Raw genomic sequence first — 15,275 nt, forward strand, 5'->3', positions numbered from 1 at the left:
CCTGCCTGTCGGGACCAGGCTCGCGACTGCCCGGAAACCCAGGTGCGGCCCGCGGAGCCACACCGCCCGGAGCTGGCGCCGCGAAACGCCGCGCTCCGGCTGGTTGGAACGGGCGTTCGAGGCAATCGAACACTCGTTCTAACTGCTGCTGACAGTACACCTCCCCTCCGACGAAAATGCAACGTGTGACGCGCGGGGCCTGCCGGCCGGGTGAACCGCCACCGGCGGACCGGGAAGAATGGCGACATGCAGCCACACCCGAACGTACGGGCGGTGCAGGACGCGCTCACCGCCGCCGGCACGCTCGACGGCGCCGGTGAGCCCAGCACCGTCCGCCTGCTACCCGACGCGGTGCACACCGCCGCCGCAGCCGCCGAGGCGCTCGGCGTCGAGGTCGGCCAGATCGCCAACTCACTGATCTTCGACGCGGACGACGCGCCGCTGCTCGTGCTCACCTCCGGCGCGCACCGCGTCGACACCGCCGGCCTGGCGGCGTCGATCGGTGTCACCCGGCTGCGCCGCGCCACCCCGGAGTTCGTCCGGGCCCACACCGGACAGCCGATCGGCGGGGTCGCCCCGCTCGGGCACCCGCACCCACTGCGCACCCTGGTGGACACGGCGCTGGCGGCGTACCCCGAGATCTGGGCCGCGGGTGGCGTACCGCAGGCGGTCTTCCCGACCACCTACGCCGAGCTGCTGCGGGTCACCGCCGGCAGCCCGGCCGAGGTGGCGTGAGCGCGGCTCCGGAGCTGGTCACCCTGCACGTGTGGCGGACCTCCCGCGGCACTCTGCCCCGGGCGCTGACCCGGATGGCGGTGGACCCGCGCCGGCTGCGGGCCCTCCCGGGCGTCCGATTCGGCAAGTTGCTGGGCACCGGGACCGGCACCGGCTTCGGGCCGGGCGATGCCGACCTGACCCGGTGGGCGGCGCTGACCGTCTGGGACTCCCCCGCCGCGGCGGCCGACTTCGACGACTCATCGGTCGGGCGGGCCTGGGCACGCATCGCCCGCGCCCAGGCCCGGGTCGACCTGCGTCCACTGACCAGCCGGGGCGAGTGGTCCGGCCAGCGGCCGTTCGGCGAGCCCTCGGGCGGCCGGGTCACCAGCCCGGTGCTGGCGCTGACCCGGGCCCGGTTGCGGGTCCGTCGGGCGACCACCTTCTGGCGGGCGGTCCCCCCGGTGGCCGCCGCCCTACGCGACGCGCCCGGCCTGCTGGCCCGGTTCGGGGTCGGGGAGGCGCCACTGGGTTGGCAGGGCACGGTGAGCGTGTGGCGCGACCCTACGGACCTGGTGGCGTTCGCGTACCGTCACCCGGAGCACCGGGCGGCGATCATGCGAACCCCCACCGCGGGTTGGTACGCCGAGGAGCTGTTCGCCCGGTTCGAGGTACGCGACGTGATCGGCGACCGGACGGTGCTCGGATGGGCCACCGACGGCGGCCCGGCAACGGTGAAGGGTGGACGGGCATGAGGTTGGTGCGCTGGACGCCGGACGATCTCGTCCGGCGGCTGGACGACGTGGTGGCCGTCTACGGCGAGGCGATGGGATACCGCACCGACCTGCTGGAGGCCCGGCGCGGCTACATCGCCACCCACGTCCGCCGACCGGGTTTCCGGGCGGTCGCCAGCCTGACCAGCGAGGGTCACCTCGCCGGCTTCGGCTACGGCTACCTGGGCGCCTCCGGGCAGTGGTGGCACGACCAGGTGCACCGGGCGCTGGACGCCCCGACCCGTACGCGCTGGCTCACCCACTGCTTCGAGGTGGTCGAGCTGCACGTCCGGCCACCGGCTCAGGGACACGGCCTGGGCAGCGGCCAACTGCGCGCACTGCTCGGCATGGCCGAGGGCGACACCACGCTGCTGTCCACCCCGGAGGCCGACGAGCAGACCTCGCGGGCCTGGCGGTTGTACCGGCGCTTCGGCTTCGTCGACGTGCTGCGCAACTTCCACTTCCCCGGCGACGAGCGACCGTTCGGCGTACTCGGTCGGGACCTGCCGGTCGAGCCACCGGCGTCATGACCCGGCGGATCTCCTGGACGCTGCTCGCCGTCCTGGTGCTCGCCCAGATCTGCTACCCGCTCACCACCGGCGCCACCAGGGCCGGGCTCACCGTGGCCACCGTCGTCCTCGGTTGGCTGCTCTCGGTCGGCCACGCGCTGCTCAGTCGGGGCCCGCGAGTTGCGGCGGCGCTGGTCGCGGTGGCCACCGGCGGCGGGTTCGCGATCGAGGCGATCGGGGTGGCCACCGGTGTGCCGTTCGGCAGCTACGACTACTCCGGCGAGTTGGGCCCCAAGCTCGCCGGAGTGCCACTGATCATTCCGCTGGCCTGGACCTGGATGGCCTGGCCGGCCTGGCTGGCGGCGGTCCGGCTGACCAGCGGCAGCGCATCGCGGGCCAGCAGCAGCGGCGCGACGGCCGGCGGCAGCGGCTGGTCGACCGGCGGCGCATCATGGACCGGCCGCGGCGGAGCGACGGCCGGCCGGTGGGTGGGGAGGATCGCGCTGGCCACGGTGGGGCTGGCCGCCTGGGACCTCTTCCTCGATCCACAGATGGTGGCTGAGGGCTACTGGGTCTGGCGGGACGCCACCCCGGCGTTGCCCGGCCTGCCCGGCATCCCGGTCAGCAACTACCTGGGTTGGCTGCTCTTCGCGGTGCTGATGATGAGCGCGCTGCGCCCGTTGGCCGGGCCGGCCGCCGGGCACACCGATCGGCGAGACCACCCGATGGTCGCGCTCTACCTGTGGACGTACTTCTCCAGCATCCTGGCCCACGCCGTCTTCCTCGACCTGCCCGCCTCGGCCCTCTGGGGCGCCGCCGGCATGTCGGTGACCGCCGTGCCGCTGGCGGTGACCCTGCTGCGTGCCCACCGGGGCCGTGCCTCCGTCCTCGACGACCACCAGCCGCACCGCCCCGGCGTCGACGCGACCCGATGACCGTCCTGTTCGCCCTGCTGATCGCCGTCGCCGCGTTGACCGGGCACACCTGGTTCAACGCCGCCGGGTGGCTGCGCCGACCCACCGACCGACCCGGCCAGGTCGATGAACCGGTCGCGGTGCTGCTGCCGCTGCGCGACGAGGCCGCCCGCGTCACCGGATGCCTGCGTGCCCTGCTCGCCCAGCGTGGCGTGCCCGCGTTGAGCGTCGTGGTCCTCGACGACGGGTCGACCGACGGCACCGCCGACGTGGTCCGCGCGGTGGTCGGCGACGACCCGCGGGTCACGCTGCTCACCGGGGTCGCCCCGCCGCCGGGCTGGCTGGGCAAGCCGCACGCCTGCTGGCAGTTGGCCACCCGGGCCGACCCGGACGCCACCGCGCTGGTCTTCGTCGACGCCGACGTGGTGCTCGCCCCGCACGCGGTCGCGGCGGCCGTCACCGAACTGCGCGCCGCCCGCGTGACGCTGCTGTCGCCGTACCCCCGGATCGTGGTGGCGACGGCGGCCGACCGGCTGGTGCAGCCGCTGCTGCAGTGGCTCTGGTTGACGTTCCTGCCGCTGCGCGCGATGGAACGCTCGCCGCGGCCGTCGCTGGCCGCGGCGGGCGGGCAGTTCCTGGTGCTGGACCGGGCCGGCTACACCGCCGCCGGCGGGCACGCCGTGGTCGCCGACAAGATCCTGGAGGACGTCGAGCTGGCCCGGGCGGTCAAGCGGGCCGGTGGGCGGATCGCCCTGGCCGACGGTTCCCGGCTGGCCACCTGCCGGATGTACGACGACTGGCCGCAACTGCGCGACGGCTACTCAAAGTCGCTCTGGGCGTCGTTCGGGCACCCGGGCGCCGCCGCGGCCGTGGTGGCGTCGCTGCTGCTGCTCTACACCGCCCCGCCGCTGATCGCGCTGGTGGGTGTGGTGGCCGGCGCGCCGGGGGTGGCCACCGTGGGCCTGGCCGGCTACCTGCTCGGGGTGGCTGGGCGGGTGCTCACCGCACGGGCGACCGGGGGCCGGTGGTGGCCCGACGCGCTCGTACACCCCGTGTCGGTCGTGGTCCTCGGTTGGCTGACCCTGCGGTCGTACCATCTGCGAAAGCGACGCCGCCTGACCTGGCGGGGCCGCCCGGTCAGCTAGGAGGGCGCGGCATGGCGCGGATCGTGGTCGTCGGCGCCGGGGTGGGTGGCCTCGCCACCGCCGCCCGGCTGGCCGCCACCGGGCACCAGGTGACCGTCTTCGAGCGCGCCGACACGGTCGGCGGCAAGCTCGGGCGGTACGCGCACGACACGCCGGCCGGGTCGTTCCACTTCGACACCGGGCCGAGCCTGCTAACCCTGCCCGAGGTCTTCCAGGACCTGTTCGAGGCGACCGGGGCGAAGCTCGACGAGTACCTGGACCTGGTCCCGTTGGACCCGATCGTCCGGCATGTCTTCCCCGGCGGCGGGCCGACTCTGGACTCGTGCGCCGACCCGGTGGAGTTCGCCACCCGGATCGGGGCCGCCTTCGGTGACCGGGCGGCGGCCGACTGGCAGCGGCTGTGGCGGCGGGCCGAACGGGTGTGGCGCGCCTCCGAGCGGGACATCCTGCGCCGTACCGTCGACTCCCCCCGCGACCTCGCGTCGCTGGCCTGGCGGGTCGGTGACCTGGCCGCCATCGCCCCGGGCCGCACGCTGCGCGGGTTGGGTCGCCGACACCTGTCCGACCCGCGGCTGCGGATGCTGCTGGACCGGTACGCCACCTACACCGGCGCCGACCCGCGGCGGGCGCCGGCGGCGCTGGTCGCGGTCCCGTACGCCGAGCTGACCTTCGGCGGCTGGTATCTGCGCGGCGGGTTGGGCACGCTCGCCGACGCGCTGCTGACCCGCTGCCTGGACCTCGGCGTGGTCGTGCAGACCGACGCCACGGTGACCCGGATCGACGCGACCGGCGGTCGAGTGCACGGGGTACGCCTCGCCGGTGTCACCGCGCCGGTGCCCGCCGACGTGGTGGTGGCCAACACCGACGCGCTCACCGTCTACCGTGACCTGTTGCCGCACCCGCGTCGGCTGGCCGGGCTGACCGACCGCAGCCTCGCCGGTTTCGTGCTGCTGCTCGGCGTCTCCGGCAGCACCGGCCTGGCCCATCACAACGTCTTCTTCCCCGACGACTACGACGCGGAGTTCGACGCGGTCTTCGGCGCCCCCGGGCGAGGCATGCGGGCCCGGCCGGCAGCCGACCCGACGGTGTTCGTCACCGTGGCCGACGACCCGATGGTCCGCCCGGCCGGACATGAGGCGTGGTTCGTGCTGGTCAACGCACCCCGCCACGGCATCGCGGCGGGGGCGGTCGACTGGCGACGCCCGGGGCTGGCCGACGCGTACGCCGACCGGATCCTGGACGTGCTGGCGCGGCGCGGTGTGGACGTGCGTGACCGGCTGTTGTTCCGCGAGATCCGCACCCCGGCCGACCTGGACGCGGCGACCGGCGCACCCGGTGGCTCGATCTACGGCACCGCCGGTGGGTTGCTCCGCCCCGCCAACCGGGGCCCGGTGCACGGGCTGTGGCTGGTGGGCGGCTCCACCCACCCGGGCGGCGGGCTGCCGATGGTGACTCTCTCCGCGCAGATCGTCGCCGACGAGATCGGCCCCGCCTGGTAGGCACGGACGCTCAGCCGGCGTCGAACAGGGGCACGGACGCTCAGCCGGCGTCGAGCAGGGCCCGCCGGATGCTGGAGAGCAGTTGCCCCAGGCCGAACCCGGCCAGCAGCACCCACACCGCGGTCGCCATGGTGATGGTGCCGGCGGCCAGGTCCGGCTCGATCAGCCCCGCCAACCCGGCGACCAGCAGGCCGACCAGCGCCACCGAGACCCGGGTGGGACGTTCGCCCACGGTCACCGCGCCGATGTCGCGCATGCCGGCGGCGACCGCCCGGGCTCGGACGTACTCGTGCAACCAGGACAGCGCGCCACCCGCGACGACCAGCGCGCCCGGCGCGCCCACCAGCCAGAACGCCAGCAACCACGCCACCTCACCGAGCCGGTCGGCGACCGAGTCGTAGACGTAGCCGAGCCGGGTGGTGCGGCCGGTGGCGACCGCCACCGCACCGTCCACGCTGTCCGCCACGGCGGCGAGCAGCACGAACAACGCGCCGAGGAACGGCCCGTCCCCAGGCCGGGTCACCAGCAACGGTACGCAGAAGCAGAGCAGCACCCCGACCACGGTGACCGCGGTGGGGCTGACCCGCAGCCGGCCCAGCACATACCCGACGTGGTACGCGAGCCGCAGCCAGGCGCGCACCACCGGCGCCGCGACCCGAGGGTCGAACCCACCGTGCAATCGCGCCCACGCCGTGGCGTACTGGTCCCAGTTCAGCTGTGTGCCCACCACGGATCAACCGTCGTGCCGGGCATCAGGTATCGCCGCGGGCTCAGCGTTCACAACCGTGCGCCGGCCTTCAGGTTCTGCCAGACCTCGCGGGTCGCGGTGGACCGGTTGAGGGTGATGAAGTGGATTCCCGGCACACCCTCGTCGAGCAGTCGGCGACACATCTCGCTGGCCTGCTCGATGCCGAGCCGGCGGACGGCCTCCGGGTCGTCGGCGACGCGTTCGAAGCGGGCCGCCAGCACCGGCGGGAAGGGCGCACCGGACAGCTGCTCGGACCGTTCGATGGTGCCGATCTGGGTCACCGGCATCACCCCGGCCAGGATCGGGGTGTCGCAGCCGGCGGCCGCCACCCGGTCACGCAGGCGCAGGTAGTCGTCGGCCTCGAAGAACATCTGCGTGATCGCGAACTCCGCACCGGCACGGCACTTGCGGACGAACCTGGCGGTGTCACTGGCCACGTCGGGCGAGCGGGGATGCTTGTACGGGAAGGCCGCCACGCCGACGCTGAAATCGCCGGCGTCGCGAACCAGCCGGACCAGGTCCTCGGCATAGTCCACGCCCTCGGGGTGGCGGATCCACTCACCGCCCGGGTTGCCCGGCGGGTCGCCGCGGACGGCCAGCACGTTGCGCACCCCCACCCCGGCGAGCCGGCCGATCACATGCCGCAGCTCGGCGACGGAGTGGTTGACCGCGGTCAGGTGGGCCATCGGCAGCAGGGTGGTGTCGGTGGCGATCCGCTCGGTCACCGCCACGGTGGTGTCCCGGGTCGAGCCGCCAGCGCCGTACGTGATCGACACGAACGACGGGCGCAACGACTCCAACTCGCGGATGGTCTGCCAGAGCAGCCGCTCCCCCACCTCGGTCTTGGGCGGGAAGAACTCGAACGAGAAGGTCGGCTGGCGCTCACGGATGAGCTCCCCGATCGCCGGCTGCGGATTGGGGAGTACCGAGGGAAGACCGAGCGCCACGACCCGACTCTAGCGGGCGACGCCACCACGACCCAGGAGCTTCCCACCCCGGCGGCCGGTACCGACCCGCGCGCCCGGGTCCGGCGGGCGGAAGGCGTCGTACCCCCGGGGTAGGAATGGGTGGCGTGGGAGGGGCGGCGGGGGCGGCCCCGGGGTCCCGCGTGGGGGTCAGCAACCGCGCGGTGACGCCGGTCCCGTCCGATTGGGCGGGGTGGGTCGTCACCGACACCGACGCCCGCCTGGAGGACCCATGACCTCGCCCGCATCGCCACGCCCAGCGCAGCTCGGGCCGCTGCTGGCCCGGCGCCGGCTGGCCCGTGGCTGGAGTCAGCAGCGCACCGCCGCCGAGTTGTGTGCCGCCGCCGGGGTGCCGACGCTGAGTCGGCACGAGGTGTCCCGGTGGGAGCGACAGCGTCGTGTGCCCGGTGGGTTCTGGCTCGGCTGGCTCGCCGTCGTTCTGGACGTGCCGCTGGTGGCGCTCGCCGAGGCTGCCGCGGCGACCCGTCGCGCCGGCTCGACGCGAGCCACCGGGCCGGGCCGCACCGCGGTGGTCGGCACGCGACCGGCCGGGCGAACCGGTCCCGGCCGCACCGGCGGGACTACGCGTGGCGGTGAAGCGCGGTCCGCGGCGACCCGCTAGCGTCGGAGCGTGACCCACGCTGCTCCGGTATCCCCCGTCGACCGCGCCGGCCTCCGGCAGCGGGTCGACAAGGCCCTCACCGAGTTCCTGGCCGGCCAACGGGCCCGGCTCGCTGCCGTGGACGAGGCCTTGGTCCCGGTGGCCGAGACGATCGAGGCTTTCGTGCTCGGCGGCGGCAAGCGGCTGCGTCCGGCATTCGCGTACTGGGGGTTCCGGGGCGCGGGTGGGCTGGACGGCGACCAGGTGCTGACCGCCCTGGCCGCGCTGGAGTTCGTGCAGGCCAGTGCCCTGATCCACGACGACCTGATGGACCGCTCGGACACCCGCCGCGGCGAGCCCGCGGTGCACCGGCGGTTCGCCGCCCGGCACCGGGAGGCCGGCTGGGGCGGTGACCCGGACGGTTTCGGCGACGCCGCCGCCCTCCTGCTCGGCGACCTCTGCCTGGTCTGGTCCGACGAGCTGCTGCACTCCGCGGGGCTGGACCTGTGGTCGTTGGCCCGCGCCCGGCCGGTCTTCGACGAGATGCGCACCGAGGTCACCGTCGGGCAGTACCTCGACGTGCTGACGCAGGCCACCGGGGACACCTCGGTGGAACGAGCCAGCAAGGTCGCCCGGTACAAGTCCGCGAAGTACACCGTCGAGCGTCCGATGCTGCTCGGCGCCGCGCTGGCCGACGCGACGGCCGACGTGCAGGCGGCCTACTCGGCGTACGGGCTGCCGCTGGGCGAGGCGTTCCAGCTCCGCGACGACGTGCTGGGTGTCTTCGGTGACCCGGCGCTGACCGGCAAGCCGGCCGGGGACGACCTGCGCGAGGGCAAGCGCACCTACCTGGTGGCGGCGGCCGTGGAGACCACCGACGACGCGGGCCGCGAGCTGCTGCTCAGCCGGCTCGGCGATCCGGAGCTGGACGAGCAGGGGGTCGCCCGGCTGCGCGAGCTGATCTCCGCGAGCGGGGCGTTGGCCCGCACCGAGCAGCGGATCGTCACGCTCACCGACGCCGCCCTGGCGGCACTGACCGCTGTCGACCTGGACACCGAAGCCCGCCAAGCCCTGGTAGACCTCGCCATAGCCGCAACCCGCCGAGCCGACTAACCCCCGGCCCCCCGCCCCCCGCCCCCCGCCCCCCGGCGTCGATCATGAGGTTATTGCCACGACACGCCGAGCGTGCTGGCAATAACCTCATGATCGACGGGGACGGGGACGGGGCCGGGCCGGGCCGGGCGGGGCGGGGTCCGGGGCGGGGCGGGGCGGGGCGGGGGTTAGAAGCCCAGGGCTTGGGCTCGGCGTTTCACTTCGCGGGCCTGGTCGCCCGAGAGGGCGGCGGCTGGAGTGGCGCCGGGGAGGGTGTCGTCCGGCTCGTACAGCCAGCGCAGGGCGGCCTCGTCGTCGTAGCCGTTGTCGGTGAGCAGGTTGAGCACGCCGGGCAGGTGCTTGAGCACGGTCTGGTTGGCGACCAGGTCCGCCGGGATTCGGCGGACGCCGTCGCGGCGGACCGCCAGCAACTCCCGGTCACGGATCATCTGGTGCACCTTGCTGATCGACACGTCGAGGCGCTCGGCGACGTCGGGCAGGGTCAGCCAGCCGGCCGGGTCGGCGGGTCCGGCGAGCTCCAGGCCGGGCACGGCCTGGTCGGGTACGGGTTCGGTCACCCGACCACCCTGCCACGTCGCCACCGCGACGGGCCACCGGCACCCCGGACGACCGAGCCGAGGACACTCTCGTGACCGCCGCTGACCAGCGGAGGAAGGGCAGGAAGCGCGGCGGGACGGACCAGTTCGGCGGCCGGCTGTAGCATCCTGTTCATCCTTCACCCTCTGGACACATAGACTCCCTGCCGATGGACACACAGGTCGCCGACACGTTGCTGGGCTCGCTGATCGACGGGCGCTACCGCATTCGCGGTCGCGTGGCCCGTGGTGGCATGGCGACCGTGTACACCGCCACCGACGAACGCCTCGAGCGCACCGTCGCTGTCAAGATCATTCATCCGACCCAGGCATCCGAAGCTCGGGCCCGGATCGCCAACTTCGTGGCCCGGTTCACCGACGAGGCGAAGACCATCGCCCGGCTGACCCACCCGAACGTGGTGGCGGTCTACGACCAGGGCACCCACGCCGGTCTGCCATACCTGGTGATGGAGTACGTCCGCGGCCGCACCCTGCGTGACGTGCTGGCCGAACGCCGCCGGCTCAACCCGGACGAGGCGCTGGCCATCGCCGAGCAGATGCTCGCCGCGATCGCCGCCGCGCACCGGGCCGGTCTCGTCCATCGCGACGTCAAGCCGGAGAACGTCCTGGTCGCCGAGGCGCCCACCGGCGGTGTCACCAATCTGGTCGACAGCGTCGTCAAGGTGGCCGACTTCGGGCTGGCCCGGGCGGTCGAGGCGAGCGCCGACGAGGAGCAGGGCAACCAACTGATGGCCACCGTGGCGTACGTCGCCCCGGAGCTGGTCACCGAGGGCCGTGCCGATCCGCGCACCGACGTCTACTCCGCCGGCATCGTGCTGTTCGAGATGCTCACCGGCCGCGTGCCGTACGACGCGGACCGCCCGGTGGACGTCGCCTGGCAGCACGTCGACCGGGACGTGCCGGCACCCTCGACGCTGGTCCCCGGCCTGCCGCCGGTCCTCGACGACCTGGTGCAGCGGGCCACGCGGCGCGATCCCGGCGCGCGGCCCGCCGACGCCAGCGCCCTGCTGGTCGAGGTGCAGGTTGCCCGGGATCGCCTGGGCGACGCCAACACCCGTACCGCCGTGCTCCGCCCGGTGACCGACGACACGTCGCTCTCCCAGCCGACCATGATGGTCGCGACGGTCCGCCCGACCGACCGCCCGGCCTGGGCGCGGCTGCCCGAGGGCGGTGGCAGCCAGGGGGCTGGTCGACGTCGGGCCGCCCCGGAGCCGGCGGAGGGCCTGGGGGCCCGGCTCGCCGCGCTGCGTACCACGGTGTTGAACAATCCGCGCGGCCGGCTGGCCGTCGCGGCCGTGGTGGTGGTGCTGGGTCTGGTGGCCGCCGTCGGGGGTTGGTGGTTCGGTGCCGGCCGTTACACGACTGCTCCGCAGCTGGTGAGCCTGAGCAAGGCCGAGGCGCAGGCGCAGGCCGATCGCGCCGGGCTCATCCTGAAGTACGGTGAGCCGCGTTTCGACGAGACCGCCCCGAAGGACAGCGTGGTGGGGCAGAGCCCGACGTCCACCAGCAAGATCGTCAAGGGTGGCACGATCACCCTGACCCTCTCGCTCGGCCCCGAGCGTTTCCCCGTGCCGGACGTGATCGGCAAGGAGTTCGAGCTTGCCGAGGCGGACCTGACCAACGTGAAGCTGGTGGTGGCCAAGGGAACCGCCCGCTACGACGACAGCCTGCCGGCCGGAGTCGTGGTGGACAGCTCCCCCAAGGTCGGCGCCGAGGTCAAACCGGGCGCGAAGATCACCCTCATCCTGAGCAAGGGCCGGGCACCCGTGACGGTGCCGAACCTGGTCGGCAAGAACCTGAACGACGCCAGGACCACCCTGGCCCAGCTCAACCTGGTACTGGTGGAGACCTACAAGGATTCCGACAAGCCCAAGGACGAGGTCCTCGGTCAGAGTCCCGCCGACGGTGCCGGTGTGGAAAAGGGCACCCAGGTCAAGCTGGACGTCAGCAAGGGCCCGCCGTTCGTCGTCGTGCCCCGGGTGATCGACCTACCCTGCCCCCAAGCCAAGCAGGTGCTGGAGAGCCAGGGCTTCCCGGTGACGGTCGCGGTCAACCCGAACGCCGTGGCCCGGATCCAGCTCCCGGGCGAGAATTCGCAGGTGCCGCCGGGCACCCAGGTCGTCATCACGTGCTTCTGATGCCGACGGTCCACGCGCGGCCGGTGGGCACGCACACTCCGACCTCCGGTGGGCTGGCCAAGGCCGCCCTGCCGTACGCCGACACGACCGGCGCCCAGGTGGTGCAGGTCTACGTCTCCAACTCCCGGGGCTGGGCGCTGCCCGCTGGCGACCCCGAACAGGACGCCCTGTTCCGCGACGGCTGCGCCGAGCGGGGCATTCCGGCGTTCATCCACGCCGCGCTGCTGGTCAACCTCGGGTCGCCCACCCCGGCGACCGTCGAGAAGTCGACCCAGACGCTGGCGCACGCGCTTCGTCGGGGCGTGGCGATCGGCGCTCAGGCGGTGGTGTTCCATGCGGGCAGTTCGGTGGACGAGGGGTACGCCGAGACGGCGATGCGCCAGGTCCGCCGGGAGTTGCTGCCGCTGCTGGACTGGGCCGCCGACGCCGGCGGGCCGATGTTGCTGGTCGAGCCGAGCGCGGGCGGAGGCCGGTCACTCGCCTCCCGCGTGGAGCAGCTCGGGCCCTACCTGGACGCGGTGGACCGCCACCCCATGCTCGGGGTCTGCTTCGACACCTGCCATGCGTGGGCTGCAGGCCACGACCTGGCCGCCGAGGGCGGTATGACGGCGACCCTGGACACCCTGGTGGCCACGGTGGGTGCGGATCGGCTGCGGCTGATCCACGCCAACGACTCGAAGGATCTGTGCGGCTCGACCCGGGACCGGCACGAGAACATCGGCAAGGGCACCATCGGTGAGCCCGCCTTCGCCGAACTGATGGCCCACCCGGCCACCGCGGGCGTCCCGATCGTCGTGGAAACCCCAAGCGAGAAGCACGTAGGCCACACCGCCGACATAACCACCCTCACCCGCCTGTCCCAACCCTCCTAACCCACGCTCCACTCCCGGCCCCCTCCCCCTGATGATCAAGAAGTTTGCGTCATCCCACGACTGGAATCTGACGCAAATCTCTTGATCACCGGCGGGGGCGGGGGCCGGGGGCGGAAGGCCGGGGTTGGGGTTTGGGGGGTGGAGTTAGGCTGCGGCGAGGATGCGGGGTAGGGCTGCGACGGCGCGGTCGATGTCCGCGTCGCTGAGGCCCAGGTGGGTGACCAGGCGGGCGCTCCGAGGGCCGAGCACCGAGATCAGCACGCCCTCCTCCCGCGCGGCGGCGGCCAGGGCACGCGCGTCCAGGGCGTGCTTCGTGAGGTCCAGCGCGACCAGGTTGGTGCGGACCACGGTGGCGAGCACACCGAACGGCGCGACCGCCTCGGCGAGCCGGGCCGCCCGGGCGTGGTCATCGGCCAGCCGGTCGACGTGGTGCGCGAGCGCGTACCGGCCGGCGGCGGCGAGGATGCCGGCCTGGCGCATGCCACCGCCCATCCGCTTACGGATCATCCGGGCTCGTTCGATCTTCTCCGCGCTACCCACCACCAGCGAGCCGACCGGCGCGCCGAGGCCCTTGGAGAGGCACACCGACATCGTGTCGAAGAGCCGGCCGTACTCGATCAGGGGCACCCCGTCGGCAACGTGCGCGTGCCAGATTCGAGCGCCGTCACAGTGCAGCGCGACGCCCGCCTCGTCGGCGACCCCGCGCAGATCCCGCAGGGTCGCCAGCGGAATCACCCCGCCACCGCCGCGATTGTGGGTCTGCTCGACGGCGATCGCGCGGGTCGGGACGGCGAAGTAGCCGTCCGGACGGATCATCGCAGCCACCGCCTCCGGGTCGATGTCCGCGCCGACCGCAGGCCAGGTCCGCGAGGAAATCCCGCCGTACGCGGCAGCGGCGCCGATCTCGTACGTGACCACATGCGCGTCGGCGTCGCAGAGCAACTCGTCGCCGGGCGACACCAGTAGTTGCAGGGCGATCTGGTTCGCCATCGACCCGCTCGGGGCGAACAGCGCCGCCTCGTGCCCGAACAGCGCGGCGACCTCGGCCTCCAGCGCGTTGACGGTCGGGTCCTCGCCGTACACGTCGTCACCGACCTCGGCGGAGGCCATCGCCTCCCGCATCTCGGCGGTAGGTCGGGTCACCGTGTCGGACCGCAGGTCCACGAACAGGTCAGTCACAATCATCCTTTCGGCTGCCGACTGCGGGGCTCGCAAGCTCACTCCTCGCGTCAGCCATGGTCATCCTTTCGGCTGCCGACTGCGGGGCTCGCAAAGTCAGCCACGGAGCATCTCGGCTACCAGGAAGGCCAGCTCCAACGACTGCTGGGTGTTGAGTCGCGGGTCGCAGGCGGTTTCGTACCGGTCGGGCAGGTCGAGATCCTCGATGCCCTGGGCGCCGCCGAGGCACTCGGTGACGTCCTCACCGGTCAATTCGACATGCAGGCCACCGGGGTGGGTGTCCAACCCTCGGTGTACCTCGAAGTAGCCGAGCACCTCGTCGACGATGCGGTCGAAGTGCCGGGTCTTGTAGCCGTTGGACGACTCGTGCGTGTTGCCGTGCATCGGGTCGCACTGCCAGACCACCTTGGCGCCGGCGGCGGTGACCTTGGCGACGATCGGCGGCAGGGCGTCGCGCACCCGGTGGTTGCCCATCCGGCTGATCAGGGTGAGCCGGCCGGGGATGTTGTCCGGGTTGAGCTTCTCGCACAGCTCGATCGCCTCGTCCGGGGAGGTGGTCGGGCCGAGCTTGACGCCGATCGGGTTGGCGATCCGGGAGATGAAGTCGACGTGCGCCCCGCTGATCTGCCGGGTGCGCTCGCCGATCCAGAGGAAGTGCCCGGAGAGCCCGTACGCCCGACGGTCGGAGACCCGGGTGAGTGCCCGGTCGTACTCCAGGGCGAGTGCCTCATGCGAGCAGTAGAGGGTGACGGTACGCAGCGCCTCGTCGTCGGTCATTCCGCAGGCCCGGATGAAGGCCAACGCCCGGTCGATCTCCCGGGCGATCGCCTCGTAGCGCTCCCCGGCGGGGGAGTTCTTCACGAAGCCCTTGTTCCAGTCGTGCACGGCGTGCAGGTCGGCGAGCCCTCCGGCGAGGTACGCCCGGAGCATGTTCATCGCCGCCGCCGAGTTGGCGTACGCCCGGATCATGCGTTGTGGGTCGGCGATCCGGGCGGCCGGGTCGGCCTCCAGCGAATTGATCATGTCCCCGCGGTAGGCGGGCAGGCCCCGTGCGTCGGTGGGCAGCGAGCGGGGCTTGGTGTACTGCCCGGCGACCCGGGCGACCTTGACCACCGGCAGCGACGCACCGTAGGTGAGCACGATCGCCATCTGCAGCAGGGTGCGGGCGTTGGCCAGCAGGTGACTCTCGGTGTTGTCGGCGAACGTCTCGGCGCAGTCACCGCCCTGGAGCAGGAACGCCTTGCCCTCGCAGACCAGGGCGAGCTTCTGCCGGAGCTGGTCCACCTCGTAGGGCGCGACGACCGACGGCACGGTGTCGAGGACCTTGCAGACCTCGGCGACGGCGGCCGGGTCGGACCACGGCGGAACCTGCTCGCGGGGCAGCTCCCGCCATCGGTCCAGGCCGAGCGCGGCGTCCTCGGCGGAGTCGACGGTCGGTCGGCTGGTCTGCAGGCCCGGGCTGCCCACCGCGGGATGGCTCAGCTGATGCCACTCATGGCGCATGACAGA

The 15,275-nt window shown here is 73.1% G+C and carries 16 protein-coding genes; 10 read left to right on the forward strand and 6 right to left on the reverse strand.

The genetic code is table 11. The features are described from left to right. The first annotated feature begins 246 nt into the window (after window positions 1–246). The 6 genes from JOD64_RS05855 to JOD64_RS05880 are packed head-to-tail and all read left to right on the forward strand — an operon-like array spanning window position 247 to window position 5,554. Window positions 247–735 carry a YbaK/EbsC family protein gene (locus JOD64_RS05855; RefSeq protein WP_110564102.1) on the forward strand — a complete coding sequence of 163 codons (489 nt, stop codon included), beginning with the start codon at window positions 247–249 and terminating at the stop codon, window positions 733–735. Further along, the gene (locus tag JOD64_RS05860) at window positions 732–1,469 is read left to right on the forward strand and encodes a monooxygenase (protein WP_204941299.1); all 738 of its coding nucleotides are present in this window, start codon (window positions 732–734) and stop codon (window positions 1,467–1,469) included. The genes JOD64_RS05855 and JOD64_RS05860 overlap by 4 nt, the downstream gene beginning before the upstream one ends. After that, window positions 1,466–2,017 carry a GNAT family N-acetyltransferase gene (locus JOD64_RS05865; RefSeq protein WP_204941300.1) on the forward strand — a complete coding sequence of 184 codons (552 nt, stop codon included), beginning with the start codon at window positions 1,466–1,468 and terminating at the stop codon, window positions 2,015–2,017. Before JOD64_RS05860 ends, JOD64_RS05865 begins: the two co-directional genes overlap by 4 nt. After that, entirely contained in the window at window positions 2,014–2,931 is a 918-nt protein-coding gene (locus tag JOD64_RS05870; protein WP_204941301.1) for a carotenoid biosynthesis protein, read from the forward strand. The genes JOD64_RS05865 and JOD64_RS05870 overlap by 4 nt, the downstream gene beginning before the upstream one ends. Further along, window positions 2,928–4,055 carry a glycosyltransferase family 2 protein gene (locus tag JOD64_RS05875; protein ID WP_204941302.1) on the forward strand — a complete coding sequence of 376 codons (1,128 nt, stop codon included), beginning with the start codon at window positions 2,928–2,930 and terminating at the stop codon, window positions 4,053–4,055. The genes JOD64_RS05870 and JOD64_RS05875 overlap by 4 nt, the downstream gene beginning before the upstream one ends. Before the next feature lie 11 nt (window positions 4,056–4,066). Beyond that, entirely contained in the window at window positions 4,067–5,554 is a 1,488-nt protein-coding gene (locus JOD64_RS05880; RefSeq protein ID WP_204941303.1) for a phytoene desaturase family protein, read from the forward strand. Between the two features lie 40 nt (window positions 5,555–5,594). Here JOD64_RS05880 and JOD64_RS05885 read toward each other — a convergent pair whose 3' ends face one another. Together JOD64_RS05885 and metF are read right to left on the reverse strand one after the other, a co-directional pair. Then, complete coding sequence (locus JOD64_RS05885; RefSeq protein WP_204941304.1) at window positions 5,595–6,284, reverse strand: CDP-alcohol phosphatidyltransferase family protein; 690 nt, start codon at window positions 6,282–6,284, stop codon at window positions 5,595–5,597. 47 nt (window positions 6,285–6,331) lie between these two features. Then, on the reverse strand, window positions 6,332–7,249 hold the full coding sequence (gene metF / locus JOD64_RS05890) for a methylenetetrahydrofolate reductase [NAD(P)H] (RefSeq protein ID WP_204941305.1): 918 nt from the start codon (window positions 7,247–7,249) through the stop codon (window positions 6,332–6,334). A 250-nt stretch (window positions 7,250–7,499) separates the two neighbouring features. On the opposite strand from metF, the gene JOD64_RS05895 reads away from it, so the two are divergent. Continuing rightward, entirely contained in the window at window positions 7,500–7,889 is a 390-nt protein-coding gene (locus tag JOD64_RS05895; protein WP_204941306.1) for a helix-turn-helix domain-containing protein, read from the forward strand. 9 nt (window positions 7,890–7,898) lie between these two features. Continuing rightward, on the forward strand, window positions 7,899–8,981 hold the full coding sequence (locus tag JOD64_RS05900; protein WP_204941307.1) for a polyprenyl synthetase family protein: 1,083 nt from the start codon (window positions 7,899–7,901) through the stop codon (window positions 8,979–8,981). A gap of 167 nt (window positions 8,982–9,148) precedes the next feature. Here the strand turns inward: JOD64_RS05900 and JOD64_RS05905 are convergent, their stop codons facing one another. After that, entirely contained in the window at window positions 9,149–9,538 is a 390-nt protein-coding gene (locus JOD64_RS05905; protein WP_307813257.1) for an Rv2175c family DNA-binding protein, read from the reverse strand. Then, on the reverse strand, window positions 9,535–9,684 hold the full coding sequence (locus tag JOD64_RS05910; protein ID WP_204941308.1) for a hypothetical protein: 150 nt from the start codon (window positions 9,682–9,684) through the stop codon (window positions 9,535–9,537). Before JOD64_RS05910 ends, JOD64_RS05905 begins: the two co-directional genes overlap by 4 nt. Before the next feature lie 42 nt (window positions 9,685–9,726). Here JOD64_RS05910 and pknB point away from each other — a divergent pair, with 42 nt between their 5' ends. Then, a complete protein-coding gene (gene pknB / locus JOD64_RS05915) occupies window positions 9,727–11,715 on the forward strand; it encodes a Stk1 family PASTA domain-containing Ser/Thr kinase (RefSeq protein ID WP_204941309.1) in 1,989 nt (662 codons plus the stop codon). Further along, on the forward strand, window positions 11,715–12,587 hold the full coding sequence (locus JOD64_RS05920) for a deoxyribonuclease IV (protein ID WP_204941310.1): 873 nt from the start codon (window positions 11,715–11,717) through the stop codon (window positions 12,585–12,587). Before pknB ends, JOD64_RS05920 begins: the two co-directional genes overlap by 1 nt. A gap of 144 nt (window positions 12,588–12,731) precedes the next feature. On the opposite strand, the gene JOD64_RS05925 is transcribed toward JOD64_RS05920, so the two are convergent. Continuing rightward, window positions 12,732–13,772 (reverse strand): threonine aldolase family protein, encoded by a 1,041-nt coding sequence (locus JOD64_RS05925; RefSeq protein WP_239559425.1) that lies wholly within the window; start codon window positions 13,770–13,772, stop codon window positions 12,732–12,734. A gap of 90 nt (window positions 13,773–13,862) precedes the next feature. Beyond that, complete coding sequence (locus JOD64_RS05930; protein WP_204941312.1) at window positions 13,863–15,269, reverse strand: class II 3-deoxy-7-phosphoheptulonate synthase; 1,407 nt, start codon at window positions 15,267–15,269, stop codon at window positions 13,863–13,865. Window positions 15,270–15,275 lie beyond the last annotated feature (6 nt).

This window comes from Micromonospora luteifusca (genome assembly GCF_016907275.1).
GTDB classification, from domain to species: domain Bacteria; phylum Actinomycetota; class Actinomycetes; order Mycobacteriales; family Micromonosporaceae; genus Micromonospora; species Micromonospora luteifusca.

Excerpts from the sequence above, each read along its gene's own strand:
- JOD64_RS05855 (WP_110564102.1), top strand. The coding sequence starts at position 247 with ATGCAGCCACACCCGAACGTACGGGCGGTGCAGGACGCGCTCACCGCC.
- JOD64_RS05865 (WP_204941300.1), top strand. The coding sequence starts at position 1,466 with ATGAGGTTGGTGCGCTGGACGCCGGACGATCTCGTCCGGCGGCTGGAC.
- JOD64_RS05870 (WP_204941301.1), top strand. The coding sequence starts at position 2,014 with ATGACCCGGCGGATCTCCTGGACGCTGCTCGCCGTCCTGGTGCTCGCC.
- JOD64_RS05875 (WP_204941302.1), top strand. The coding sequence starts at position 2,928 with ATGACCGTCCTGTTCGCCCTGCTGATCGCCGTCGCCGCGTTGACCGGG.
- JOD64_RS05880 (WP_204941303.1), top strand. The coding sequence starts at position 4,067 with ATGGCGCGGATCGTGGTCGTCGGCGCCGGGGTGGGTGGCCTCGCCACC.
- JOD64_RS05895 (WP_204941306.1), top strand. The coding sequence starts at position 7,500 with ATGACCTCGCCCGCATCGCCACGCCCAGCGCAGCTCGGGCCGCTGCTG.
- JOD64_RS05910 (WP_204941308.1), bottom strand. The coding sequence starts at position 9,684 with ATGCTACAGCCGGCCGCCGAACTGGTCCGTCCCGCCGCGCTTCCTGCC.
- pknB (WP_204941309.1), top strand. The coding sequence starts at position 9,727 with ATGGACACACAGGTCGCCGACACGTTGCTGGGCTCGCTGATCGACGGG.
- JOD64_RS05920 (WP_204941310.1), top strand. The coding sequence starts at position 11,715 with ATGCCGACGGTCCACGCGCGGCCGGTGGGCACGCACACTCCGACCTCC.
- JOD64_RS05925 (WP_239559425.1), bottom strand. The coding sequence starts at position 13,772 with ATGATTGTGACTGACCTGTTCGTGGACCTGCGGTCCGACACGGTGACC.
- JOD64_RS05930 (WP_204941312.1), bottom strand. The coding sequence starts at position 15,269 with ATGCGCCATGAGTGGCATCAGCTGAGCCATCCCGCGGTGGGCAGCCCG.